This window comes from Allosphingosinicella sp., from assembly GCF_046295735.1.
Lineage (GTDB): Bacteria > Pseudomonadota > Alphaproteobacteria > Sphingomonadales > Sphingomonadaceae > Allosphingosinicella.
This window is the reverse complement of sequence record NZ_JBKBMQ010000006.1, coordinates 171,333-196,275: the sequence shown is the minus strand read 5'-3', so window position 1 is coordinate 196,275 and position 24,943 is coordinate 171,333. Positions and strand designations below refer to the sequence as shown.

The 24,943-nt window shown below is 69.1% G+C and carries 17 protein-coding genes; 12 read left to right on the top strand and 5 right to left on the bottom strand.

Going from position 1 to position 24,943, the window contains the following annotated elements:
- Positions 1-198: 198 nt before the first annotated feature.
- Together hutU and hutI are read right to left on the bottom strand one after the other, a co-directional pair.
- A complete protein-coding gene (hutU, locus tag ACK4K7_RS07705; RefSeq protein WP_431864909.1) occupies positions 199-1,860 on the bottom strand; it encodes a urocanate hydratase in 1,662 nt (553 codons plus the stop codon).
- A 97-nt stretch (positions 1,861-1,957) separates the two neighbouring features.
- Positions 1,958-3,169: an imidazolonepropionase gene (gene hutI / locus ACK4K7_RS07700; protein ID WP_431864907.1), complete on the bottom strand. Its 1,212-nt coding sequence runs from the start codon at positions 3,167-3,169 to the stop codon at positions 1,958-1,960.
- A gap of 40 nt (positions 3,170-3,209) precedes the next feature.
- On the opposite strand from hutI, the gene ACK4K7_RS07695 reads away from it, so the two are divergent.
- Positions 3,210-4,088 carry an arginase family protein gene (locus tag ACK4K7_RS07695; RefSeq protein ID WP_431864905.1) on the top strand — a complete coding sequence of 293 codons (879 nt, stop codon included), beginning with the start codon at positions 3,210-3,212 and terminating at the stop codon, positions 4,086-4,088.
- Here ACK4K7_RS07695 and ACK4K7_RS07690 read toward each other — a convergent pair.
- On the bottom strand, positions 4,070-5,686 hold the full coding sequence (locus tag ACK4K7_RS07690) for an ATP-binding protein (protein WP_431864903.1): 1,617 nt from the start codon (positions 5,684-5,686) through the stop codon (positions 4,070-4,072). The genes ACK4K7_RS07695 and ACK4K7_RS07690 overlap by 19 nt on opposite strands.
- A gap of 83 nt (positions 5,687-5,769) precedes the next feature.
- On the opposite strand from ACK4K7_RS07690, the gene chrA reads away from it, so the two are divergent.
- Genes chrA through ACK4K7_RS07675 form a run of 3 tightly spaced genes read left to right on the top strand, consistent with a single transcriptional unit; the run spans position 5,770 to position 8,910 of the window.
- Entirely contained in the window at positions 5,770-7,131 is a 1,362-nt protein-coding gene (gene chrA / locus ACK4K7_RS07685; protein ID WP_431864901.1) for a chromate efflux transporter, read from the top strand.
- Between the two features lie 40 nt (positions 7,132-7,171).
- The gene (locus ACK4K7_RS07680; protein ID WP_431864899.1) at positions 7,172-7,609 is read left to right on the top strand and encodes an RrF2 family transcriptional regulator; all 438 of its coding nucleotides are present in this window, start codon (positions 7,172-7,174) and stop codon (positions 7,607-7,609) included.
- The gene (locus ACK4K7_RS07675) at positions 7,606-8,910 is read left to right on the top strand and encodes an FAD/NAD(P)-binding protein (protein ID WP_431864898.1); all 1,305 of its coding nucleotides are present in this window, start codon (positions 7,606-7,608) and stop codon (positions 8,908-8,910) included. Before ACK4K7_RS07680 ends, ACK4K7_RS07675 begins: the two co-directional genes overlap by 4 nt.
- Positions 8,911-8,953: 43 nt before the next feature.
- Here ACK4K7_RS07675 and ACK4K7_RS07670 read toward each other — a convergent pair whose 3' ends face one another.
- Positions 8,954-10,294, bottom strand: a complete 1,341-nt coding sequence (locus ACK4K7_RS07670; protein WP_431864896.1) for a sensor histidine kinase — start codon at positions 10,292-10,294, stop codon at positions 8,954-8,956.
- Between the two features lie 30 nt (positions 10,295-10,324).
- Positions 10,325-11,746 carry a sigma-54-dependent transcriptional regulator gene (locus ACK4K7_RS07665; RefSeq protein ID WP_431864894.1) on the bottom strand — a complete coding sequence of 474 codons (1,422 nt, stop codon included), beginning with the start codon at positions 11,744-11,746 and terminating at the stop codon, positions 10,325-10,327.
- A 196-nt stretch (positions 11,747-11,942) separates the two neighbouring features.
- Between ACK4K7_RS07665 and ACK4K7_RS07660 the strand changes: the two genes are divergently transcribed.
- The 8 genes from ACK4K7_RS07660 (at position 11,943) to ACK4K7_RS07625 (ending at position 24,910) form a co-directional block, all read left to right on the top strand.
- Positions 11,943-12,098 (top strand): hypothetical protein, encoded by a 156-nt coding sequence (locus ACK4K7_RS07660; RefSeq protein WP_431864892.1) that lies wholly within the window; start codon positions 11,943-11,945, stop codon positions 12,096-12,098.
- A gap of 127 nt (positions 12,099-12,225) precedes the next feature.
- Positions 12,226-13,533: an efflux RND transporter periplasmic adaptor subunit gene (locus tag ACK4K7_RS07655; RefSeq protein ID WP_431864891.1), complete on the top strand. Its 1,308-nt coding sequence runs from the start codon at positions 12,226-12,228 to the stop codon at positions 13,531-13,533.
- A 14-nt stretch (positions 13,534-13,547) separates the two neighbouring features.
- Positions 13,548-14,228, top strand: a complete 681-nt coding sequence (locus ACK4K7_RS07650; protein WP_431864889.1) for an ABC transporter ATP-binding protein — start codon at positions 13,548-13,550, stop codon at positions 14,226-14,228.
- Complete coding sequence (locus tag ACK4K7_RS07645) at positions 14,225-14,824, top strand: Rid family hydrolase (protein WP_431864887.1); 600 nt, start codon at positions 14,225-14,227, stop codon at positions 14,822-14,824. The genes ACK4K7_RS07650 and ACK4K7_RS07645 overlap by 4 nt, the downstream gene beginning before the upstream one ends.
- Before the next feature lie 20 nt (positions 14,825-14,844).
- On the top strand, positions 14,845-17,352 hold the full coding sequence (locus ACK4K7_RS07640; protein WP_431864886.1) for an ABC transporter permease: 2,508 nt from the start codon (positions 14,845-14,847) through the stop codon (positions 17,350-17,352).
- A gap of 53 nt (positions 17,353-17,405) precedes the next feature.
- Positions 17,406-19,880 (top strand): ABC transporter permease, encoded by a 2,475-nt coding sequence (locus ACK4K7_RS07635; RefSeq protein ID WP_431864885.1) that lies wholly within the window; start codon positions 17,406-17,408, stop codon positions 19,878-19,880.
- 10 nt (positions 19,881-19,890) lie between these two features.
- On the top strand, positions 19,891-22,398 hold the full coding sequence (locus tag ACK4K7_RS07630) for an FtsX-like permease family protein (RefSeq protein WP_431864884.1): 2,508 nt from the start codon (positions 19,891-19,893) through the stop codon (positions 22,396-22,398).
- 22 nt (positions 22,399-22,420) lie between these two features.
- A complete protein-coding gene (locus ACK4K7_RS07625; protein ID WP_431864882.1) occupies positions 22,421-24,910 on the top strand; it encodes an ABC transporter permease in 2,490 nt (829 codons plus the stop codon).
- Positions 24,911-24,943 lie beyond the last annotated feature (33 nt).

Here is a 24,943-nt window from a genome sequence, read left to right as displayed (position 1 = left end):
GTGGTGGGGGGGGGGAGCGCCCCCCTCTCCGCCCCCCCCCCCCTGGGGAAGGGTGGGGGGGGGGGTGGTGTTTCCCCCCCGCCCCCCCCCGGCGCTGCTGCGCAGCGCCCCCCCTCATCCAACTCCGCCTAGGCTCCTTCGTCGCCAAGGCTCCGTATCCTTCCCCCGCAAGGGGGGAAGGGACTGACGACGCCGCCCTCATCTCCCCACCATCGGCAGGTCGAGCCCCTGCTCCCGCGCGCAGGCGATCGCTTCCTCATAGCCGGCGTCGGCGTGGCGCATGACGCCGGTGCCGGGGTCGTTCCACAGCACCCGCTCCAACCGCCGCGCCGCATCTTCGCTGCCGTCGGCGACGATCACCATGCCGCTATGCTGGGAATAGCCCATGCCGACGCCGCCGCCATGGTGGAGCGACACCCACGTCGCACCGCTGGCGGTGTTGAGGAGGGCGTTGAGCAGCGGCCAGTCGGACACCGCGTCGGAGCCGTCCTTCATCGCCTCGGTCTCGCGGTTGGGGCTCGCGACCGAGCCGCTGTCGAGATGGTCGCGGCCGATCACGACCGGCGCCTTGAGTTCGCCTCTGGCCACCATCTCGTTGAAGGCGAGGCCGAGCCGGTGACGTTGTCCCAGGCCGACCCAGCAGATGCGTGCCGGCAGGCCCTGGAACGCGATCCGCTCCTTCGCCATGTCGAGCCAGCGGTGGAGGTGGGGATCGTCGGGGATCAGCTCCTTCACCTTCGCGTCGGTCCGGTAGATGTCCTCCGGATCGCCGGACAGCGCCGCCCAACGGAACGGCCCGATGCCGCGGCAGAAGAGCGGGCGGACATAGGCCGGGACGAAGCCCGGGAAATCGAAGGCGTGGGTCACGCCCGCGTCCTTCGCCACCTGGCGAATGTTGTTGCCATAATCGAACACCGGAATGCCCTGCTCCCGGAAGGCGAGCATCGCCTCGACATGGACCGCCATGGAGCTGCGGGCGGCTTCCTCGACGGCTTCGGGAGCGCGTTCGCGCATCTCGTACCACTTCTCCACCGTCCAGCCGAGCGGCAGGTAGCCGTTCACCGGATCGTGGGCCGAGGTCTGGTCGGTGACCGCGTCGGGCCGGATGCCGCGCCGGACCATCTCGGGCAGGATTTCGGCGGCGTTGCCGAGCAGGCCGACCGAGGTCGGCGCCTCGGCGGTGCGGATGATCTCCAGCGCCTCGTCGATGCTCGTGGCGCGGCGGTCGAGATAGCGGGTCTCCAGCCTTTTCTCGATCCGGCTCTCCTGACATTCGACTGCGATGCAGTGCGCGCCCGCCATTACCGCGGCGAGCGGCTGCGCGCCGCCCATGCCGCCGAGCCCCGCGGTCAGGATCCACCGGCCCTTGAGATCGCCGCCATAATGCTGCCGGCCCATCTCGACGAAGGTCTCGAAGGTGCCCTGAACGATGCCTTGGGTGCCGATGTAGATCCACGATCCGGCCGTCATCTGGCCGTACATCATCAGTCCCTTTTGATCCAATTCGTTGAAATGCGCCCAGTCCGCCCATTTCGGCACCAGGTTCGAATTGGCGATGAGGACGCGCGGCGCGTCCTTGTGGGTCGGAAAGACGCCGACCGGCTTGCCCGATTGGACCAGCAGCGTCTCGTCCTCCTCCAGCCGCCGCAGCGTCTCGACGATCCGGTCGTAGCTCGCCCAGTCGCGCGCGGCGCGGCCGATGCCGCCATAGACGACCAGTTCCTCCGGCGCCTCGGCGACGCCGGGATCGAGATTGTTCATCAGCATCCTGAGCGCCGCCTCGGTCGTCCAGCTCCTGCAGCTGAGCTCCGTCCCGGTCGGCGCCACGATGCGGCGGCTGTTGTCGCGTCGGTTGTGCATGCGGCTTCTCTAGCCCCTCGTCATTCCGGCGAAAGCCGGAATCTCTCTTTCGTCAAAGGCAGCGGGATTCCGGCTTTCGCCGGAATGACGTTCACGGTCAGGCATCCACCCCCGCCACGATCCGCCGGACGGGACCCGGATGGCCGATCCAGTAGCTGAGCTCGGCGGGCCGCTCTACGTTCCAGACGCACAGGTCCGCCGCCTTGCCGGGGGCGATCGTGCCGATCTCGTCCTCCAGCGCCAGGGCCTTGGCGGCGTTGCGGGTCATGCCGGCCAGCGCTTCCTCCGGGGTCAGGCGGAAGAGGGTGCAGGCCATGTTGAGCATCAAGGTCGGCGACAGCACCGGCGACGTGCCCGGATTGCAGTCGGTCGCGACCGCCATCGGCACCTTGTGCTTCCTGAGCAGCTCGACCGGCGGCTTCTTCGTCTCCGACAAGGCATAGAAGGCGCCGGGCAGGAGCACGGCGACCATGCCGGCATGGGCCATCGCCTCGATCCCCGCTTCGTCGGCATGTTCGAGATGATCGGCGGACAAGGCGTCATATTCCGCCGCCAGCGCCGCCCCGTTCAGATTGCTGAGCTGCTCCGCATGGAGCTTCACCCGCAGATGGTGGGAGGAGGCGCATTCGAACAAGGCGCGCACCTCGTCCGGCGTGAAGCCGATGCCTTCGCAAAAGGCGTCCACCGCATCCGCGAGACCGGCTTCCGCCACCGTCGGGATCATCTCGTCGAGCACGAGGTGGAGATAGTCCTCGCGCCTGTCCCTATATTCGGGCGGCAGCGCATGAAGCGCCAGCAGGGTGGGCGAGACCCGCACCGGATGCTCGGCGCCGAGGCGCGCGGCGGCCCGAAGCATCGCGCATTCGCTGTCGGTGTCGAGCCCATAGCCCGACTTGATCTCGACGGTGGTGACGCCGCCGCGCATCAGCGCCTCCAGCCGCGGCCGCGCGGCTTCGGCGAGCCGCTCGGCCGATGCGGCGCGGGTCGCCCGGACGGTGAAGACGATTCCGCCGCCGGCGCGGGCGATCTCTTCGTAGCTCGCGCCTTCCAGCCGCTGTTCGAACTCGGCGGAGCGATTGCCGCCGAAGACGAGGTGGGTGTGGCAATCGATCAGGCCGGGCGTCACCCAGGCGCCGTCGAGCTTCACCACCTCGCGCGCGCGGTTCCCCGCCAGCTCGGTGCGGCGTCCGACCCGGACGATGCGGCCGTCGGCGATGCCGATGGCGCCATTCTCGATCGCTCCGAACGGCGCCGGAACGGCCGGGTCCATGGTGGCGATGTTGCAGTCGATCAGCAGGCGGTCCCACATGGCTCGCCTAATGGCACGCGGCCTTGTAGGGGTCAAAGCCATGAGCTGGCCCCGCATCACCGACCTCTTCACCGACGCTAAGGACGCCGACATCGCCCTGGTGGGGGCGCCTATGGACGCGCGATCCGTCAATCCGGCCGATTATCACCGCGCGCCGGGCGTGCTGCGGGAGACGCTGAAGCGGTTCAGCACCTACGACGTCGAAACCGGCGGCGAGATCGAACTGTCCATCCGCGATCATGGCGACGTGCCGGTCCAGGGAATGTCGCCGGAGGACGGCTTCGCGCCGGTCCGCGACGCGGTCGCGGCCGCGACGGCGGCGCATGGCCTGACGCTGCTCGTCGGCGGCCATAACGGGGTGACCAGGCCGGCCGCGCACGGTCTCGGCGTGCCGATCGGCGAGGTGGGGCTGATCACGCTCGACGCGCATTTCGATCTGCGGGGGACGGAAGAGGGGCTGATGAACGGCAATCCCGTCCGCGCGCTGCTGGAGGACGGGCTTCCCGGCGCCAACATCTGCCAGATCGGCCTTGCGCCCTTCGCCAACACGGCCGAGATGCACCGCATCGCCCGCGACGCGGGCATCGGCGTCTGGACGATCGCCGAGGTGAAGCGGCAGGGGATCGCGCCGGTGCTGGACGCGGCCCGCGCGCGGCTCGGCCACTGCGCCGCCCTGATGGTCGATTTCGACATCGACGTGATCGACCGCGCGCAATGCCCCGGCGCGCCGGGCGCTCGGCCGGGCGGGATGAGCGCGGATATGTTCTTCGAAGCCGCGCGCCTCCTTGCCGCCGATCCGCGCGTCCGCCTGGTCGACCTCACGGAATTCGATCCGGGGCGCGACGTGGGGGAGGTCACCGCTCTGACGGCGGCGCGCTGGGCGTGCGAGATCCTGGCCGGCTACACCGCCCGGGGCTGACCGGCCCGCTTCAGCATCTCCGCGACGAGATCCGCCAGCTCGCCGACCGCGAAGGGCTTGCGAAGGATCGGTGTCTCGCCGCCGAGCGTGCGTTCCAGCACGCCGGTTTCGGCATAGCCGCTGGCGAAGATCACCGGCATTCCGGGGCGCAGGACGGCGGCTTCCCGTGCGAGATCGGCACCGGACATTTCCGGCATCGCATAATCGAAGATGGAAAGGGCCGGCGCTTCCACCGCCAATATGGCCAGCGCCTGCGGACCGCCGCTCGCGTCGCGCACCCGGTAGCCGAGCGCTTCCAGCGAATTGCGGATGGTCGCCCGCACATCCTCGTCGTCGTCCACCACCAGCACCGTCTGGCCGTTTCCCTCCGGCAGCGGGCCTTCCGCCCGGGCTTCCGGCGCCGGATCGGCGGCGGGGGCGGCGACGCGGCGCAGCTCGATCGTCACCGTCGTTCCCTCGCCCTCGCGGCTGTCGATCCGTACCTCGCCGCCCGACTGGCGCGCGACGCCATAGACCATTGAGAGGCCAAGACCCGTGCCCTTGCCCACGCCCTTGGTAGTGAAGAAGGGCTCGAAGGCGCGCTCGATCACCTCCGGCGGCATGCCGCAGCCGGTGTCGCGCACCTCGACTTCGACGGTGCCGTCCTGGAAACCGTCGCGAGCAGGCCTGGCGCGGGTCGCGATGGTGAGGACGCCGCCGTCCGCCATCGCGTCGCGGCCGTTGATGGCGAGGTTGAGGAGCGCGAGTTCGAGCTGCGTCTTGTCCGCCAGCACCGCCGCGCCGCCGTCGTCCAGCTCGGTGCGGATCGCGATCCCGGAGCCGAGCGAGCGGGAGAGGAGATCGAGCATGCCTTCGACCAGCGGCGTCACCGCCACCGGCCGCAGGTCCAACCGCTGGACGCGGGAGAAAGCGAGCAGCTGGCCGGTAAGGCGGGTGCCCCGCTCCGCCGCCTGGAGGCCGCGCTCGGCCAGGCGCTTTACCCGCGCCGGATCGCCGGGGCCGCGGGCAATCAGCTCCAGCGAGCCCGCGACCGCCTGCAGCAGGTTGTTGAAGTCGTGGGCGATGCCTCCGGTCAGCTGCCCCACCGCCTCCATCTTCTGCGCCTGGACGAGGGCGGCCTCCGCGCGCTCCCGCTCCGCGATCTCGCGGCGGAGCTGGGCGAGCGCCTCGTCGCGCTCCCGCACGCGAGCGCCGAGCTCCGCATTGGCTTCCTTGAGCTGCAGCGGGGAGGGGATGGCGAGCGCCTTGGGGATGAGCGGCCACAGCACGATCGCCGTGCCGACCGACGCGATCGCCGTCACCACCTTGATCAGCGCTTCCCAGCCGTAATCCGGATTCCACAAGGTCCAGATGCTCATCAGATGGGTGGTGCCGCAGGCGACGATGAACAGGGCGAACAGCCAGAAGATCCAGCTGAAGGCGACGTCCTTGCGGCCCGTCACGAAGCGCACGATCGCGATCGGGATCGAGAAATAGGCGGCGGCGATCAGCGCGTCGGCTATGACGTGGGTCCAGACCAGCTCCGGCTGCCACAAAAGGCAATAACCGTGCGGAGCCAATTCCCGCGCACGCGACAATATGCTGAAATATTCGAACATGGAGCGCCCTCCCAGAGGCGCCGTCACTATGTGCCGCCCGCCGGGGCTTGGCAATCGGCGGGCGCCTGTGCACAGCGAAGGCAATGGAGCGGCGCGAGATTCCCTTCGGCGAGGCGGTGGCCGTCTGGTGGCGGATCGCGCTGCTGAGCTTCGGCGGTCCCGCCGGGCAGATCGCGGTGATGCACCGCATCCTCGTGGAGGAGAAGAAGTGGATCGGGGAGGAGCGATTCCTCCACGCCCTCAACTATTGCATGCTGCTCCCGGGGCCGGAAGCGCAGCAGCTCGCCACCTATATCGGCTGGCTGCTCCACCGCACCAAAGGCGGCCTCGTCGCGGGCGGGCTGTTCGTGCTCCCCGGCTTCGTCGCGATCATGGCCCTGTCCTGGCTCTATGCGATCGTCGGCGATGTCGGGCCGGTCGCGGCCCTGTTCTTCGGCCTCAAGGCCGCGGTGCTGGCGATCGTGCTCGACGCGGTGCGGCGGATCGGCGGCAAGGCGCTGCGCAACGGCGTGATGGTGGGGATCGCGGCCGCGGCGCTGATCGCCATCTTCTTCTTCGCCGTGCCGTTTCCGATCATCATCCTCGCCGCCGCTTTGATCGGCTGGCTGGGCGGCAGGAGCGGCGCGGCCGCCTTCGCGCCCGGCGGCGGGCACGGGCCGATCGGCGGCGGCGTCGCCGATGCGGACAGCTGGCTCGGCGAGGACGTCCCCGAACACGCGCGGCCGGACCTGCGCCATTCGCTGCGCATCTCGGCCGCCTTCCTGCTGCTGTGGCTGGCGCCGGTCGTCCTGCTGCTCGCGTTCCTCGGCCGCGGCAACGTGTTCGCGGACATCGGCCTTTTCTTCTCGCAGATGGCGGTGGTGACCTTCGGCGGCGCCTATGCGGTCCTGGCTTATGTCGCCCAGCAGGCGGTCGAAGGTTACGGCTGGCTTCGGCCCGGCGAGATGCTGGACGGGCTCGGCATGGCGGAAACGACGCCTGGGCCGCTCATCATGGTGACCCAGTTCGTCGGCTTCATGGGCGCCGCGCGCCAGGGCGGAATGGACCCGCTGCTGGCCGGGACCTTGGGGGGCATCCTCGCGACCTGGGTCACCTTCATGCCCTGCTTCCTGTGGATATTCCTCGGCGCGCCGTTCAGCGAGCGGCTGCGCGGCAACCGCGCGCTCGGAGCGGCGATGACGGCAATCACGGCCGCCGTCGTCGGCGTGATCCTGAACCTCGCCATCTGGTTCGGCCTCCATGCCCTGTTCGGGGAGGTGGTCGAATATCGCGGCTTCGGTCTCAGCGTCGACGTGCCGGTTCTCGCGACCCTCAACTTGCCCGCGCTGGTCCTCACGGCGGCGGCGCTGGTGGCGGTGTTCCGCTTCCGGGTCGGGACGCTGCAGGTGATCGCCGGGGCCGCGCTGGCGGGACTGGCCTGGTGGGCGGCCGGCACCTTCCTTTGACCCTGTTGCCATCGGGCCTGGACAGGTTCATGAGGCCCATATGCTTTCTCAACGAACGCGGTATACAATTCGCGCGCTGCTCCACCTCGCCGATCGCTACGGCGAAGGGCCGGTGCAGCTCGCGGAGATCGCGGAGGCGCAGAACATCCCGCCAAAGTTCCTGACCGTGATGCTGTCGAGCATGCGCCGGGCGGGCCTCGTGGAGACGATGCGCGGGCGGGACGGCGGCTATTGGCTCGCCAAGCCGCCGGCCGAGATCAGCTATGGCGAATTGGTGCGCCTCACCCGCGGTTCGCTGGGCCTGCTGCCTTGTGCGAGCCGGCAGGCCTATGAACGTTGCCGCAACTGCATCGACGAGGAGAAGTGCCGCCTGCACCGCGTGATGCTGATGGTGCGGGACGAGACCGCGCGTATCCTCGACAACCTCACCCTCGCCGACGCCATCCCGGCCGAGGCGCTGGCGGAGGCGGAGGCTTGAAGACGGCCGCGGTCGTCGGCGGCGGCTTTTCGGGAACGCTCCAGGCCATCCAGCTCGTCCGCGCCGGCGTGACGCGCGTGGTCCTGATCGAACGCGAAGGAGCGCCGGGGCGGGGCGTCGCCTATGGGACGGCGCGGCCGGAGCATCTGCTCAACGTCCCCGCCGCCAAGATGAGCGCCTTTCCGGACGCGCCCGATCATTTCGCCGACTGGTTCGCCGGACATGGCGGCGCCCCCCACGAATTCGCGCCGCGGCGCCTCTATGGCAGCTATGTCGAACAGCTGCTCGCCGACGCGGGAGACCGGATCGAGATCGTGCGCGACGAGGCGCGCGACATCCTTCCCGGCGAGCAGGTGGTGCTGAAGAGCGGGCGCAGGATCGACGCCGACGCCGTGGTCCTGGCGGTCGGCAACTTCCCGCCGGGCCCTTTGCGCGGCCTGTCCGAGGCGGAGCTGCCGGGCATCTACGTCCCCGATCCCTGGGCCGGCGATTTCGCCGACGGCCTCAATGATCAGGACGACGTGCTGTTGATCGGCACCGGCCTCACCGCCGTGGACGCCGCCCTCACGCTGGACGCGAAGGGCTTCGGCGGGCGCATCCTGGCACTGTCCCGCCGCGGCCTTGCGCCGCGCGCGCACCGGATGATGGCGCCGGTCCCGCCGCTCGGGGGCGAGCCGCCGGCGACCTGCGCGGCGCTCACCCGCGCCGTGCGGCGGGCGGCGGAAGGGATCGGCTGGCGCGCGGCTGTGGACCAGCTGCGCCCAGTCACCCAGCGCCTCTGGGCGGAGGCGCCGCTGGAGGAGCGGCGCCGGTTCCTGAGGCATCTGCGCCCCTGGTGGGACGTCCACCGCCACCGTATCGCACCGTCGATCGCCGCGCGCATCGCGGAGATGGAAGCGGCCGGACGCCTGCGCTTCGCCGCCGGACGCATCGTCGCGGCGGCGGCCGACGGCAGCGTCGAATGGCGGCCGCGCGGCGCCGCGTCGAGCGAGCGGCTGCGAGCGGCGCGGATCGTCAATTGCACCGGCCCGGAACCGAACATCGCGCGCGCCGGCGACCCCCTGCTCGACGCGCTGATCGCAAGCGGCCGCATCCGCCCCGATCCCCTCCGCATCGGCATCGACGTGGACGCCGACTTCCGCGCGATCGGCGCCGACGGGGAACCGTCGGAAACCCTCTACGCCATCGGCCCGATGACACGCGGCGCCTTCTGGGAAATCGTCGCCGTCCCGGACATTCGCGGCCAGGTGAAGGCTCTTGCGGAGCGCTTGGGAGGCAGGGGAGAAGGTCAAAGCGCCTGAACACCCCACCGGTTGTGCGGATACCCCAAGGAGTTTCCCGAACTTAGATCACGATCCGGAACAGGGCGCCGCCATCGGGGCCGGCGTCGATCGTGATCGCGCCGCGGTGGGCGAGGATGACTTGGCGGGCGAGGCTGAGGCCGACGCCGGTGCCCTTCGCCTTGGTGGTGAAGAAGGGGAGGAAGACGTCCTGCCGCAGCGCCTCTGGTACGCCGGGCCCGTTGTCCGACACTTCGATCTGGGCACGGCCCGAGCGGGCGCGAGTGAAGGCGAGCGATATGCGCGGCGCGTCCGAATGGCTCCGCGCCGCCTCGGCGCCGTTCTTGAGCAGGTTGAGCAGCACCTGGCACATCAGGTCCGGATCGCAATCGATGGTAAGCGCCTCCGGCTCCACCGACAGCGCGAACTCCGCCTGATCGCCGGCCGGGCTTGCGCGGAACAGGGCCTCCAGCTCCAGCGCCCAGGGCTTCACCTCGAACATGCGCCGCCGCACTTCCGGGGCGCGGCTGATCTGCCGATAGCTTTCGACGAAGCCCATCACGCCGTCCGCGCGCCGCGCGAGCGTCTCCACCGCCGCGCGTGCGTCGGCGATGTCGGGGTCGCCGCCCTTGTCGACCTTGGCGATCAGGTCGGCCGCCGAATGGGCGAGCGAGGTGACGGGCGTCATCGAATTCATGATCTCGTGGGTGAGGACGCGGACGAGATCGCTCTGCGCGGCGATCTCGACCGCATTGAGTTCGCCCTGGATCGGCTGGACGGCGACGACGCGGACGAGGCCGCCAAGACGGTGAACGACGGCCGCGGACACCATCGCGGTCTGCGGCACGCCGTCGATCATCAGGGGCACGAGCCGCGGCCGCCCGACCGCGCCGCCGGCCAGCGCCTTGGCGAAGGCATCGCCATATTCGGCGAAATCCTCGGGCCGCACGCCCTGATGCCGAACGAGCAGCCGTCGCGCCGCCTTGTTGGCGAGTTCCACCCGACCTTCCTCGTCTACGGTGAGGAGCGGGGTGGGGGCATCGTCCAGCACGGCCTCGTAGAAGCGGTTGGCGTCCGACAGGTTGTGGCGCTCGTCGCGGAGCTTGCGGATGCCTTCGTCCAGCGCCTCGCCCAGCTCGGCGAAGCCGCTGCCTTCGAAGCGCCGCTTGAAGCCCTGGCTGAGGTCGCCGAACCGCACCGCCTCGATGAAGCGGGCGAGCTCGACATTGGTGCGCTGGATGAAGCGCCACAGCGCCGCCGCCGCGCCGAGGCAGATCAGCGCCGCCACCAGCCGCGCCGCGCCAAGCCCCGGGATGCTGAGCGTTTGCACGAAGGCGAAGGCGGTCAGGAGCAGCAGGCCCAGCCGCAGCCCCAGTCCGAGCGCGAAGCGGGAGCGAAAGCCCATCAGGCGGAGCTCTTCCAGCCAAGGGAAGGCTCAGAGCCCATGCTTGTCCATGCGGCGGTAGAGCGAGGCGCGGGTGAGGCCGAGTTCCTGGGCGGCGAGCGAGATGTTGTAGCCGTGCTTCTTCAGCGCCTGTTCCAGGATCTGCTTCTCGGCGCGCTCGAGGTTGAGGTCGCCGCCGATCGGGGCCGGTTGCGGCGCGGCGGCGGCGGGGCGGGAGGGGATCGCGCGGGACAAGGAGAAATCCTCGACGCTGAACGCTTCGTCATTGGCGAGGATCACCGCCCGCTCGGCGGCGTGGCGGAGCGCGCGGACGTTGCCCGGCCAGTCATAGGCCTGGAGCGCCGCCGCCACGTCCGGCGGCAGCCGCCGCTGGGGCTTGCCGTACTTCTTCGAATAAGCCGCGACGAAATGATCGACGAGCAGCGGGATGTCCTCGCGCCGCTCGCGCAGCGGCGGGAGCTCGATCTCCACGGTGTTAAGCCGGAACAGCAGATCCTGCCGGAAGCGATGTTCGTCGGAGAGCTGGTCGGGCGCCATGTTGGTGGCGGCGATCACCCGCACGTCGATCGACACGGGCCGGTTGGCGCCGACCGGGATCACCTGCCGCTGCTCGAGCGCGGTGAGGAGCTTGGGCTGGAGATGGAGCGGCAGGTTGCCGACCTCGTCCAGGAACAGCGTGCCGCCGTCGGCGGCCTGAAGCCGGCCGATCCGGTCGCCGCGCGCGTCGGTGAAGGCGCCCTTCACATGGCCGAACAGCTCGCTTTCGAACAGATTCTCGGTGACCGCGCCCAAGTCGACCGACACGAGCACATTGTCCGCGCGGCGCGATTTGCGGTGCAGCTCGCGCGCGACCAGTTCCTTGCCGGTGCCGTTTTCGCCCAGGATCAGGACGTTGGCGTCGGTCGGCGCGGCCCGTTCGATCAGCGAATAGACCCGTGCCATGGCGGGCGAGCGGCCGAGCAGCGGCGTCTCGCCGCCCGCCACCGGCGCGCTGACCACGGCCGCGCGCTTGCGCTCCGTCACCGCCTCCTCGCGCGAGTTGCGCAGCGCCGCGGCGGTGCGGACGGTGGCGAGCAGCCGTTCGTTGGACCAGGGCTTTGAGATGAAGTCGGTGGCGCCGCGCTTCATCGCCTCGACCGCCGTCTGGATGCCGGCATGGGCGGTGATCATCACCACCACCGCGCGCGGGTCCCGCTTCAGGATTTCGGCTAGCCAGTGAAAGCCCTCGGCCGCATTGGTCGCGCCGCGCCCGAAATTGGCGTCGAGCAGGATGACGTCGGGCAGCGCCTGGTCGAGCGCGGCCAGCGCCTCCTGCGGTTCCTGGAAGGTGGCGACGTCCTGGAACAGGTCGCGCAGCAGCAGGCGCGCGGACAACAGGATGTCCGGATCGTCATCGACGACGATGCACTTCTTGAAGGATGTCACCCGGTCCACGGCCCACTCCTTTTCCATCTTCCCCGCCGCACAATCAATATCCGTGCCACTGTCCGGAAGCGGACGTTCGAAAGCGGACGAAACTGTCCGCCTGCGGACATCCCATACGCTTCCCCTATTCCGGAAAACGGCGGATTTCCGCGCCGGAGGCCGTTTGGCACGGCTCGTGAACAAGGGGGGGCAACAGGGGAATTCGCATTCAGGGAGAAGAGCAATGGGTAAATTCGAAACCTTCACCTTCGCATTGGGCCTGGTCGTTTCCGGCCTTCTGACCTTCGCGAGCGTGGCTCCGGTCGCCGCCGTCGCCGGCAAGGAGGCGCCCGCCCCGGTCCGCATCGCGGCGGCCCCGCTTTCGGGCCAGGCGCTTTGACCTTCGCTGTTCGCGGGCGGACACCGATGTCCGGAAACGGACAGTTCGGACCGCCCGCGACGTGCGCGCCTCAACGGGTCCCGGCTGGCACGATGTTTGCTGATCCGGCTTCCGGAGGGAGTTTGGAATGAGCGTTGTTCGTATCGAAAAGGTGGAAAGCGGCCCGCAGAGCGGCGGCGCGATGGACCGCGTGGTCGAGCGCAAGGGCCTGTCGAAGCCGGTCAAGATCGGCATCGGCGCCGCCTTGGCTGTCGCGGCGGCCGCCGGTTTCTACACGATGGCGCCGGACGCCAACAGCCAGACGGTCGCGGCCGAGCGGGTGACCATCTCGACGGTGACGCAGGGCCGATTCGACGACTTCCTTCCGCTGCGCGCCCGGGTGACGCCGCTCGTCACCGTCTATCTCGACGCGGTCGAGGGCGGCCGGGTGGAGCAGGTGCTGGTCGAGGACGGCGCGATGGTCCAGCAGGGCCAGCTGCTCGCGGTCCTGTCCAATTCCGACCTGCAGCTCAACCTGCTCGCGCGCCAGACCGAGGTCACGCAGCAGATCAACTCGATGCGCAGCCAGGAGCTGGCGCTCAACCAGACCCGCCTCGCCAACGAGCGCGCCCTCATCGAGGCGCAGCTCGCCGCCGACAAGGCGCGGCGCCAATATGAGGTGCAGCGGCCGCTCGCCGAGAAGGGCTATGTCGCTGGCCGGATGCTCGCGGACAGCCGCGACGAATATGAAGCCAATCGCAACCGCGCCGAAGTGCTGCGCCGCCAGCGCGCCATCGACGAGCGGCTGCAGTCCACTCAGCTTGCCCAGCTGCGCGCTTCCGCCGCTTCGCTGAGCGGCAGTCTCGACATCGCCCGCGCCAACCTCGAGGCGCTGAACCTGCGCGCGCCGGTGACGGGGCAGCTGACGGCTTTCAACATCCAGGTCGGCCAGTCGATGAACCGCGGCCAGCGCCTGGGCCAGATCGACAGCGCCGGCCGCAACAAGCTGGTGGCGCAGGTCGACGAATTCTATCTCGGCCGGGTCGCCGAAGGCCAGGTCGCCACCGCCGAATATGGCGGGCAGAGCTATCGCCTGCGCGTCTCCAAAATCTATCCGCAGGTGACCAACGGCGCCTTCGAGGTCGACCTGACGTTCGAGAACGGCCAGGAGCCGCGGGAACTGCAGCGCGGCCAGACGCTCCAGATCCGCCTGACGCTGGGCGATCCGACGCCGGCGCTGCTGATCCCCAACGGCGCCTTCTACAACGAAACCGGCGGCAATTGGGTGTTCGTGGTGACGCCCGACGGCGGCCAGGCGGTGAAGCGCCAGGTGCGCCTCGGCCGCCGCAATTCCGAATATATCGAGGTGCTCGAAGGGCTCGATCCCGGCGAGCGGGTCCTCACCTCCCCCTATACCGGTTTCGCCGAACGCGATCGGCTGGACCTCAGAAACTAAGAAGGAGCGAGCCGATGCTGAGCATGCGTGATTTGTCCCGGGTCTACCGCACGGACACGATCGAAACCACTGCCCTCGACGGCATCTATCTCGACGTGGCGGACGGTGAATTCGTCGCCGTGATGGGCCCGTCCGGCTGCGGCAAATCGACCCTGCTGAACGTGATCGGGATGCTCGACAGCCCGACCAGCGGGTCCTACGTCTTCAACGGCACCGAAGTGGCGGGAATGCCCGAGGCCAAGCTCGCCGATTTCCGCAAGAAGAATATCGGCTTCATCTTCCAGAGCTTCAATCTGGTCGACGAGCTGTCGGTGCGTGAGAATATCGAGCTGGCGCTGCTCTACCATGATGTCCCCGCGGCTGAGCGGCGCTCCCGGGTCGACGAGGTGATGGACAAGGTGGGCATCGCCCACCGCGCCAAGCACCGTCCAAGCCAGCTGTCCGGCGGACAGCAGCAGCGCGTGGCCGTCGCCCGGGCCCTTGTCGCCAACCCCAACCTCATCCTCGCCGACGAACCGACCGGCAACCTCGACACGCAGCATGGCGAGGAAGTGATGAAGATGCTCCAGCAGCTCAACGCCGAGGGTTCGACCATCGTGATGGTCACCCACTCGCCGGCCCATGCCGATTATGCGGGCCGGGTGGTGAACATGCTGGACGGCCGCATCCTCCAAGAACGGCGCCGGGCGGCATGACCGGGGACCGTCGCCTTTCCGGCGGCGGCGCCGAGCCGGCCGGCGCGGTTCGGAAGGAGCGCACCGACCGGAAGGCGCCGGCCGCGCTTGCCGGCAAAAGCTCCGCCGGCGGAAGGAAGATCGGCCTCTATCTGCTCATCGTCTTCGGCCTTCATCCCGGCCTCGCGTTCGCCGCGGAGCCGGCCAGGACCGACGCGACGGTGCTGATGTCCGAGCATCCCCAGGGCCGCGCCTTTCAGGAGCGCTACGGCTATTCCGACGCGGTGATCGCCGGCGACCTCGTCTTCGTGTCGGGCGTCGTCGTCGGCCTCGCCCCCGGGGAGAGCGATCTCGGCCCGGCTTATGAGCGCGCCTATCGCCAGATCGGCGCGATCCTGGCGCGGGCGGGCTCGAGCTGGGACGATGTCGTGGACATGACGAGCTACCACACCGACGTCGCCGCGCAGCTCGAGCCGATGTCGGTGGTCCACAAGAGCTTCGTTTCCGCGCCTTATCCGGCGTGGACGGCGATCGATGTCGATCGCCTCGTGCCCGAGGGGGGCATCACCGAGATCAAGGTCGTCGCCCGGCGTTCCGCCGCGCGCCCGGCCGACTGACAAGAGCGAGGGATCGTCTCATGTGGCGCAATTATATGACCGTCGGCCTTCGTGCGCTGGCGAAGAACCGCACTTATGCCTTCATCAACATCGTCGGCCTGGCGATCGGCCTCGCCGCCTGCCTGATGATCCTGCTCTACGTCCGCTATGAGAAGAGCTACGACACGTGGCTGCCGAACAGCGAGAACGTCTATCAGGTCCAGACCTTCTTCCAGAATCCGGACACCGGAGAGGAAGGGGCGCTGCAGATGACCCATTATGCCGCCGGTCCGGCGCTGCAGAAGGATTTCCCGCAGATCGAAGGGCGGGTCTACGCGCTCGCCTCCTCGCCGGTGGTGCTGCGCGGCGGCGAGGCGCTCGCCGTCGAGAATGCGGTGATGGTGGACGCCAACCTGTTCGACATCCTCGAACTGCCGCTCCTCGCCGGCGATCCGCGCAGCGCGCTCACCCAGGCGGGCAGTGTGGCGCTGAGCGAGAAGGAGGCGATGCGCATCTACGGCACCACCGAGGCCGTGGGGCGGACGCTGACGCTCGTCATCCGCGGCAACCATGTCGATCATCGCGTGACGGCGGTGTTCAGGGAGATCCCGAGCAATTCCAACCTCCGCCTCAACATGGCGGTGCGCTTCGATCCGGGCCAGTTCTTCGCCGAGGATCCGGGCTTCATCACCAACTGGAACAACATTTCCGGCTGGGTCTTCCTGAAGCTGCGCCCCGGCACCGACGTCGCTGCGATCAACGCCGACATGGCCGAATGGGAACGGCGCAACATCGCTCCCGTGACGGTGGGCGACCAGACGATCAATCCGGGCGAGAACAGCGAGTGGCGGCTGACCGCGCTGCAGGACGTCCATCTCGGCCGCGCGCAGGACGCATCGATGCGGCCGGGCAACGATCAGCGCACCATCGTGACCTTTACCATCGTCGCGCTGCTGATCCTCGGCATGGCCTGCGTCAACTTCACCAATCTCGCAACCGCCCGCGCCAGCCAGCGTGCCCGCGAAGTGGCGCTGCGCAAGGTGCTGGGCGCGACCCGCAAGCAGCTGATGACCCAGTTCCTCACCGAATCCGTATTGGTGGCGGGCATGGCGATGCTGCTCGCGCTGGCGATGGTGGAATTGCTGCTGCCCGCGCTCTCGCGTTTCCTCGAAGCCGATCTCAGGATGACCTATTTCGGTGCCGGCGGCATGCTGCTTCCGATCCTGGTGCTCGTGCTGCTGGTCGGGGCGGCGGGCGGCCTCTACCCCGCTTTCTACCTGTCGCGCTTCCAGCCGGCCCAGGTGCTCAAGGCCAACAAGTCGTCGGCCGAAGCGGCGGGATCGGGACGGCTGCGCGGCGCGCTCGTCATCGCCCAGTTCGCGGTGTCGATCGGCCTCATCATCTGCACCGCCATCGTCTATTCGCAGACCCTTCACGCCCGCACCGCCGATCCGGGGTTCGAGCGCGACGGCATCCTGCAGGTCGACGGCATCGGCAGGCGGCAGATCGCTCCGCAGTCCGAGGCTCTGGCCCGCCAGATCGAGCGGATCGACGGGGTGACCTCGGTCGCGCGCACCACGATCGGCGTCGCCACCCAGAATGTGATGAACACCGCCGTCTACGTGCCGGGCCGGACGGAGCCGGTCGGCCTCGGCAACTACCGTGTCGACGAAAGTTTCTTCCGCACGATGGGCATCGACCGCATCGCCGGCCGCCTGCTGGAGAAGGGCCGCCCGATGGACGACAGCTCCAACTCGCGGCCGGGCGAGGGCGATGCGCAGGACCGGGCGCTCGCCGCGCGCGGCGCCAACGTGGTGATCAACGAACTCGCGGCCCGGCGCCTCGGCTTCCAGAACCCCGCGGACGCCGTCGGCGCGCAGCTTCGCGCGGCGCTTGTCGGCCCCGATCTCGGGCTGGTGCCGGTCACCGTGGTGGGCGTGGTGGAAGACAGCCGCTTCCGGTCGATCCGCACGCCGATCGAGCCGATCGTCTACCGGCTGGCCGACGACTATTTCACCCACCTGCTCGTCCGCTACCAGTCGTCCGAACCGCAGCGGGTGCGGAACGACGTGGAGCAGGCCTGGCGGCGCTTCGCGACCGACGCACCGTTCCAGGCGGACTTCAGCGAGGAGATCGTCGCCGAACTCTATACGGCGGAGCAGGCCCGCGCGCAGACCTTCGCCGGCTTCGCGCTGCTGGCCGTGATCGTCGCCTGCCTCGGCCTGTTCGGCCTCGCCGCCTACACGGCCGAGCGGCGGACCAAGGAGATCGGTATCCGCAAGGTGCTGGGCGCCCGCTCGCGCGACATCGTGCGGCTGCTCGCCTGGCAGTTCTCGAAGCCGGTGATCATCGCCAACCTGATCGCCTGGCCGATCGCCTGGTGGCTGATGCGCGATTGGCTCAACACGTTCGACACGCGGATCGACCTTGGGCCCGGTCCCTTCCTGTTGGCGGGCCTTCTCGCCCTCGCGATCGCGATCGGCACCATCGCCGGTCACGCGGTGAAGGTCGCCCGATCCAATCCGATCACGGCGCTTCGATACGAATGAAAACAAGGAAGGGGCGGCCGTAGCCGCCCCTTCACGCATGGGAGGACGGCAAGATGTGGCGCAACTATCTCACCGTCGGGCTGCGGGCCACGCTCCGGCACCGGTCCTATGCCTTCATCAACGTCGCCGGCCTCGCGCTTGGCATCGCGGCGGCGGTGATGGTGTTCCTCTACGTGCGGTTCGAAACCGGCTACGACCGCTGGCTGCCGAGCGCCGACCGGATCGTGCAGCTCCAATCCACCATCAACCCGCCCGACGGGGACAGGCGCACCAGCGCCATGGCGCCCCGGGTCGCGGTCGAAGCGGTGCGCCGCGAATTTCCGGAACTGGAGCAGGTCGTCGGGATGATGAAGGCGCGCACCGCCATCGTCCATGAGGGCGAGCCGCGCTGGTCGGACGTCTATTGGGCCGATCCCAACTTCTTCGAAGTCTTCGATCTGCCGTTCGTGCGCGGCGACAAGGCCGGCGCGCTGCGCGACCTGTCGAGCGTGGTGCTGACGCAGAGCGAGGCGCTGCGCTATTTCGGCGACGCCGATCCGATCGGGCGCACGATCATGGTCAACCGCTACGGCCGGGACCAGGCGCTGCGGGTCACCGGCGTGATCGCCGACGTGCCGCCGGACAGCCATCTCGCGCTGCAGATGATCGCCCGCTTCAATCCGGACATCGAGGTCCCTTATTTCCTCACCGCCTGGGGCGCCCATGCCGGCTATGTCTACGGCAAGCTTCGGCCCGGCGCCGACGTCGCCGCGCTGAACGCGCGCATGGCGGAGTTCGAAGCGCGCAACCTGCCGCCCGATCCCGGTGATGGAGGGCAGAGCACCGACGACTTCCTCGATTTCGGCTTCGTCCGCGCGGTCGATCTCCACCTCGGCCCGGCGGTGGACGGCACGATGCGGCCGCAGGGCGATCCGCTGGCGGTGCGCGCTTTCTCGGTCATCGCCCTGCTGATCCTGGTCATCGCCTGCGTCAACTTCACCAATCTTACCACCGCCCGCGCGAGCCAGCGCGCCCGCGAGGTGGGCGTCCGCAAGGTGCTCGGCGCCACCCGGCCGCAACTGGTGGCGCAATTCCTCGCGGAGGCGATGGCGCTCACCGGCCTCGCCACCGTCATCGGCCTCGCCTTGGTCGAACTGCTGCTGCCGCACTTCAACGCGTTGCTCGGGCTGGAGCTCGGCTTCTCCTATCTCGGCGCGGGCGGGCTCCTGCTTCCGGCGCTGCTGCTGATCCTCGTCGTTGGTACGATCGGCGGCGCCTATCCGGCATTCTACCTGTCCCGCTTCGATCCCGCGCGCGTGCTGCGGGCGAGCGCGGGGCCGGGCGCATCTGGCTCCGGGCGGCCGCGCGGCGCGTTGGTCGTCGTGCAGTTCGCGGTGTCGATCGCGCTCATCGTCTGCGCCGCCGTGGTCTACGCCCAGACCATGTATGCGCGGGTGTCGGACCCCGGCTATCAGCGCGAGAACATGCTCGTCTTCCACGGCGTCCATCCCGGTCTCGCCGCGTCGCGCGACGCGCTGAAGCGGGAGATGGAGCGGATCCCCGGCGTGGAGGCGGCGGCCTATGCCGGGATCGTGCCCGGCGACGAGGACAAGAGCTCGACGAGCGTCCGCTTGGCCGGCCGCACGCGCGACGAGAAGATCGGCTTCCCCTCCGTCGACTACGGCTTCTTCGAGACGCTGCGCATCCCGCTGGTGGCGGGCCGCACCTTCTCCGACCGGTTCGCCAGGGACGACGGCAGCGTCGATTTCAACCCGATGACGCCGGACGAGGCGGAGCTGCTCGCGCGCGGCATGAACGTCGTCCTGAACGAGACCGCCGCCCGCCGCCTCGGCTTCGCCGATCCGCGCGCCGCGCTGGGGGCGGAGCTCAGCGCCGATCTGATCGAGGAGGGGCCGGTGCCGGCCACCGTGGTCGGCATCGTCTCCGACGTGCGCTTCGGCTCGCTGCGCGAAGAGGTGCAGCCGCTGATGTACCGCCGCTTCGGGCTCGGGCTCGGCAAACTGGTGCTGCGCGTTTCCTCCTCGGACCCGGCGGCGATGCGCGAGGCGGCCGAGGCGGCGTGGCGGCGGGTGGTGCCGGACGTGCCGGTCGACGCCCGCTTCGTCGAGGACGATCTGGCGCAGCTCTATGACGGCGACGCGGTGCGCGGGCAGGTGTTCGCGCTGGCGGCGGCCCTCGCCGTCCTGATCGCCTGCCTGGGGCTGTTCGGCCTCGCCGCCTTCACGATCGAACGGCGGCGGCTGGAGATCGCCATCCGCAAGGTGTTCGGCGCGGGCGACGCGGACATCGTCAAGCTGATGGTCTGGCAGTTCAGCCGCCCGGTGCTGCTCGCCAATCTGATCGCCTGGCCGGTCGCCTGGTGGCTGATGCGCGACTGGCTGAACGGCTTTGGCCAGCGCATCGACCTGCACGCCGGCTGGTTTCTCGGCGCCGGCGCGCTCGCGCTCCTCATCGCGGTGCTGACGGTCGGCGGCCACGCGCTCAGGGCCTCGCGCACCCGCCCCGCCTTCGCGCTGCGTTACGAATAGGAGAAGAGCCATGTGGCGCAACTATCTGACGGTCGGCCTCAGGGCGCTCGCCAAGAACAAGACCTATGCCTTCATCAACATCGTCGGCCTGGCGATCGGCCTCGCCGCCTGTCTGATGATCCTGCTCTACGTCCGCTACGAGCGCAGCTACGACGCGTGGCTGCCCAATGCGGAGAATGTCTACCAGGTCCAGAACAGCTGGCAGAATCCGGACACGGGCGAGGTGGACGACAATCAGATGTCCGCCTTCGCCGCCGGCGAGGCGCTGAAGAAGGATTATCCGCAGATCGCGGGGCACGTCTATCTGCTCGGCGCGTCGCCGGTGGTGATGATCGACGGCGAGGCGCTGGCGGTCGAGAATGCGGTGCTGGCCAGCGACCGATTGTTCGACGTGCTGCAGCTGCCGCTCGTCAGCGGCGATCCCGCCGCGGCGCTCGCCCGCCCCGGATCGGTGGTGATCAACGAGACCCAGGCGCGCCGCTTCTTCGGAGAGCAGGACCCGGTCGGCCGCACCCTCACCATCGTCCTGCGCGGCGAGAGCATCGACCATCGCGTGACCGGCGTGATCCGCGACCTGCCGAGAAACTCGCACCTTCGCCTCAACATGGCGATCCGCTTCGATCCGACCAGCTATTTCGCGGAAAACCCCTCCTTCCTCACCCAATGGGGCAATCTGGGCGGCTGGAACTACGTCGCACTGCGCCCCGGCACCGACGTGGAGGCGATCCGCGCCGACCTGCCGCAATGGGAGAGGCGCAACATCCCGGACCAGACGTTCGGCGACCAGACGCTGAACCAGGGCGACATCGCGGACTGGCATCTCGTCAACGTGCGCGACGTCCATCTGGGCGCCGCGCAGGGCGGCGCTATGGCGCCGGGCAATGACGAGCGGTCGATCGTCACCTTCGCGATCATCGCGGTGCTGATCCTCGGCATGGCCTGCGTCAATTTCACCAATCTCGCCACCGCCCGCGCCAGCCAGCGCGCCCGCGAGGTGGCGCTGAGGAAGGTGTTGGGCGCGACCCGCAAGCAGCTGATGACCCAGTTCCTGGTGGAATCGGTGCTGGTCGCGGCGGTCGCGATGCTGCTCGCCCTTGCTCTGGTGGAGCTGGTGCTGCCGCTCCTGTCCGCCTTCCTCGATGCCGATCTCCAGATGCGCTATGTCGGCGGCGGGGGGATGCTGCTCCCGATCGCGGTGCTGGTCGTGCTGGTGGGCGCGGCCGGCGGCATCTATCCGGCTTTCTACCTGTCCCGCTTCCAGCCCGCCCAGGTGCTGAAGGCGAACAAGTCGACCGCCGAGCCGGGCGGATCGGGACGGCTGCGCAACGCGCTGGTCGTCGCGCAGTTCGCGGTGTCGATCGGCCTCATCGTCTGCACCGCCGTGGTCTACGGCCAGACGGTCCACGCCCGCACCGTCGATCCCGGCTACCAGCGCGAAGGGTTGATCCAGATCGGCGGCCTCAACCGGCGCCAGGTCGCGCCGGTGTCGGAGGCGCTGGCGCGCGAAGTGGCGCGGCTCGACGGCGTCACGTCGGTCGGCCGCACCGGGCTCGGCATCGCCACCGGCAACATCAGCGTGCTCGGCGTCCAGGTGCCGGGCCGCACCGAGCCGGTGGGCATGCACGGCTATGCGATCGACGACGGCTTCATGCCGACGATGGGGATGGAGCTGATCGCCGGCCGGCTGCTCGACAAGAGCCGCCCCGCCGACGACGCCACTTTGCCGTTCCCCGCCGATCTCGAGGCGGAGCGGGCGCTGGTGGCGCGGGGCGTGAACGTCGTCCTGAACGAGCTCGGCGTGCGCCGGCTCGGCTACCAGAACCCGGCGGAGGCGGTCGGCAAGACCTACCGCATGTTCATGGTGAGTCCGGAGGCGGGGGGCGTCGTCCCGATCACCATCGTCGGCGTGGTGAAGGACGCGCGGCTGCGCTCGGTCCGCGAGCCGCTCGATCCGATCGCCTACCGCCTGTCGGACCTCGGCATGAGCCATATGGTCGTGCGCTACGACACCGCCGACCCGGCGGCGCTGCGCGAGCGGATCGGCCAGGTGTGGAAGCGCTTCGCCGCCGACGCGCCGTTCGAGGCGGAGTTCAGCGAGGAAATCGTCGCCGAGCTCTACGACGCGGAGGAGGCGCGGGCGAAGACCTTCGCGGGCTTCGCGCTGCTCGCGGTGATCGTCGCCTGCCTCGGCCTGTTCGGCCTTGCCGCCTTCACCGCCGAGCGGCGGACCAAGGAGATCGGCATCCGCAAGGTGCTGGGCGCCCGGTCGCGCGACATCGTGCGGCTGCTCGCCTGGCAATTCTCGAAGCCGGTGGTGATCGCCAACCTGATCGCCTGGCCGGTCGCCTGGTGGCTGATGCGGGACTGGCTGAACACCTTCGACGCGCGGATCGACCTTGGCCCCGGCCCCTTCGTGATGGCCGGCCTGCTCGCCCTCGCGATCGCGGTCGGCACGATCGCCGGCCACGCGCTGAAGGTCGCGCGGTCGAACCCGATCCACGCACTCAGATACGAATGACGAGACCAAGGGGAGACGGACCATGTGGCGCAATTATTTCGTCGTCGGCCTGAGGGCGCTGGCCAAGAACAAGACCTACGCCTTCATCAACATCGTCGGCCTGGCGATCGGCCTCGCCGCCTGCCTGCTGATCCTCCTCTACGTCCGCTACGAGACGAGCTACGACGCGTGGCTGCCCGACGCGGAACGGGTCTATCAGGTGCAGTCGGTCAACACCGATCCGGAGACCGGTGAAGTCACCGTGCTGCAGGCGACGCACGGCGCCGTCGCCGAGCCCCTGGCCAAGGATTTCCCGCAGATCGAGGCGATCGCCCGCGCCGACACCACCACGCCGGTCTTCCTGCGCGACGGCGAGGCGACGTTCGCGCCGATGACGATGACCGACGAGAACTTCTTCCGCATCCTCCAGATCCCGTTCCTGCGCGGCGACCGCGAGACGGCGCTCGCCGGGATGGACGCGCTCGTCCTCAGCCGCACCGAGGCGATGAACCGCTTCGGCAGCATCGACATCATCGGCGAGGAGGTGACCTCCGTCCGGCGCGGCGAGCAGCAGGCACTGCGCGTCACCGGCGTGTTCGAGGACATTCCGCGCAACAGCCACCTCAATCTCGGCCTCGTCGGGCGGATCAGCGAGCAGGACATCACCGAATGCAGCTGGGGCTGCATCAACGGCTTCGTCTATCTGAAGCTGCGGCCCGGCGCGGATCCGGAGGACATTCATCGCCAGCTTCCCGCCTGGGAAGCGCGCAACATCCCGCGCAGCAATGTCGGCGGCGCTATGGTGGGGGAGGGCGACGCCTTCGACTGGCGGCTCGTCAACGTCCGCGACGTTCACCTGAGCGAAGCGGAAAGCGAGTCGATCGAGCGGCCGAGCAACGACCGCCGCACGATCCTCACCTTCGCCGTGGTGGCGCTCCTCATCCTCGGCATGGCCTGCGTGAACTTCGTCAATCTCGCCACAGCCCGCGCCAGCCAGCGCGCGCGAGAGGTGGCGCTGAGGAAGGTGCTGGGCGCGCACCGGCGTCAGCTGATCGTCCAGTTCCTCGGGGAATCGATGCTGCTGACCGGCTTCGCGATGCTGCTCGCGGTCGCGCTGGTGGAACTGGCGCTGCCCTATCTCTCCGCCTTCCTCGCGTCCGAGCTATCGCTGACCTATTGGGGCATGGAGGGCATCCTGCTCCCGATCCTCGGCCTGTGGCTGGCGGTCGGCCTGGCGGGCGGCCTCTACCCGGCCTTCTATCTGTCGCGCTTCCAGCCGGCGCATATTCTCAAGGCGAACAAGTCCTCCACCGACGCGCAGGGCAGCGGCCGGCTGCGCAACGCGCTGGTGGTGGCCCAGTTCGCGGTGTCGATCGGCCTCATCATCTGCACGGCGATCGTCTATGCCCAGACGGTCTTCGCCCGCACCGCCGATCCCGGCTACACCCGCGAGGGCCTGATCCAGGTCGGCAACATGACCCGCGCGGCCGTGATCCCGCTCACCGAGACGCTGGTCCGCGAGATCGAGCGCGTCGACGGCGTCGAAAGCGTCTCGGGCACCAACATCACCGTCGCCAGCGGCCGCGTGCTCAACACGTCGGTCCAGGTGCCCGGCCGCCAGGATCCGCTGACGATCGGCTGGTATTCGGTCCAGCCGAACTTCGCCGAGACGATGGGCATCCGCCTGCTCGCCGGCCGCCATCTCTCGCGGGACTTCGCCAACGACTATGCCTGGACGCCCTACGAGCCCGCCGAAGCGGTCGAGCCGGCCCAGCGCGCGCTGGTGGCGCGGGGCATCAACGTGGTCGTGAACGCGCTCGCCGCGCGGCGCATGGGCCTCGGCGGCCCGGCCGAGGCGGTGGGTAAGCAGATCGGCGTCAACATGTTCAACGATCTGGGCCTCACGCCCGCCACCATCGTCGGGGTGGTCGGCGATTCCCGTTTCCGCTCGATCCGCGAGCCGGTGGAGCCGATGATCTTCTTCGACCGCGGCATCTATTCGGATCTCGTCATCCGCTACAGCTCGGCCAATCCGGAAATGGTGCGCCAGAATATCGAGCTGGTCTGGCGGCGGCTGGTGCCCGAAGTCCCGTTCCAGGGCGAGTTCGCGGATGCTCAGGTGTCGCAGCTCTATTTGACGGAGGCGGCGCGGGGGCAGACTTTCGCCGGCTTCGCCCTGCTGGCGGTGGTGATCGCCTGCCTGGGACTGTTCGGCCTCGCCGCCTTCACCGCCGAGCGGCGTACCAAGGAGATCGGCATCCGCAAGGTGTTCGGCGCGCGCAGCCGCGACATCGTGCGGCTGCTCGCCTGGCAATTCTCCAAGCCGGTGATCCTCGCCAACCTCATCGCCTGGCCGGTCGCCTGGTGGGTGATGCGCGACTGGCTGAACACCTTCGACGCGCGCATCGCGCTCGGGCCGGGGCCGTTCCTGCTCGCCGGCCTGATCGCGCTCGCCATCGCCATCGGGACGATCGCCGGCCATGCGCTGAAAGTGTCTAGGGCGAACCCCATCCACGCGCTAAGGTACGAATAAGGGAGCGGATTCGGCCCGCTCCCCGAGCGCGTT

Bases quoted from the DNA above. Each gene is read 5' to 3' on its own strand.
- ACK4K7_RS07635 (WP_431864885.1), top strand. From the start codon at position 17,406: ATGTGGCGCAACTATCTCACCGTCGGGCTGCGGGCCACGCTCCGGCAC.
- ACK4K7_RS07660 (WP_431864892.1), top strand. From the start codon at position 11,943: ATGGGTAAATTCGAAACCTTCACCTTCGCATTGGGCCTGGTCGTTTCC.
- ACK4K7_RS07665 (WP_431864894.1), bottom strand. From the start codon at position 11,746: ATGGAAAAGGAGTGGGCCGTGGACCGGGTGACATCCTTCAAGAAGTGC.
- ACK4K7_RS07650 (WP_431864889.1), top strand. From the start codon at position 13,548: ATGCTGAGCATGCGTGATTTGTCCCGGGTCTACCGCACGGACACGATC.
- ACK4K7_RS07640 (WP_431864886.1), top strand. From the start codon at position 14,845: ATGTGGCGCAATTATATGACCGTCGGCCTTCGTGCGCTGGCGAAGAAC.
- ACK4K7_RS07680 (WP_431864899.1), top strand. From the start codon at position 7,172: ATGCTTTCTCAACGAACGCGGTATACAATTCGCGCGCTGCTCCACCTC.
- hutU (WP_431864909.1), bottom strand. From the start codon at position 1,860: ATGCACAACCGACGCGACAACAGCCGCCGCATCGTGGCGCCGACCGGG.
- hutI (WP_431864907.1), bottom strand. From the start codon at position 3,169: ATGTGGGACCGCCTGCTGATCGACTGCAACATCGCCACCATGGACCCG.
- ACK4K7_RS07630 (WP_431864884.1), top strand. From the start codon at position 19,891: ATGTGGCGCAACTATCTGACGGTCGGCCTCAGGGCGCTCGCCAAGAAC.
- ACK4K7_RS07655 (WP_431864891.1), top strand. From the start codon at position 12,226: ATGAGCGTTGTTCGTATCGAAAAGGTGGAAAGCGGCCCGCAGAGCGGC.
- ACK4K7_RS07645 (WP_431864887.1), top strand. From the start codon at position 14,225: ATGACCGGGGACCGTCGCCTTTCCGGCGGCGGCGCCGAGCCGGCCGGC.
- ACK4K7_RS07695 (WP_431864905.1), top strand. From the start codon at position 3,210: ATGAGCTGGCCCCGCATCACCGACCTCTTCACCGACGCTAAGGACGCC.
- chrA (WP_431864901.1), top strand. From the start codon at position 5,770: ATGGAGCGGCGCGAGATTCCCTTCGGCGAGGCGGTGGCCGTCTGGTGG.
- ACK4K7_RS07670 (WP_431864896.1), bottom strand. From the start codon at position 10,294: ATGGGCTTTCGCTCCCGCTTCGCGCTCGGACTGGGGCTGCGGCTGGGC.
- ACK4K7_RS07625 (WP_431864882.1), top strand. From the start codon at position 22,421: ATGTGGCGCAATTATTTCGTCGTCGGCCTGAGGGCGCTGGCCAAGAAC.
- ACK4K7_RS07690 (WP_431864903.1), bottom strand. From the start codon at position 5,686: ATGTTCGAATATTTCAGCATATTGTCGCGTGCGCGGGAATTGGCTCCG.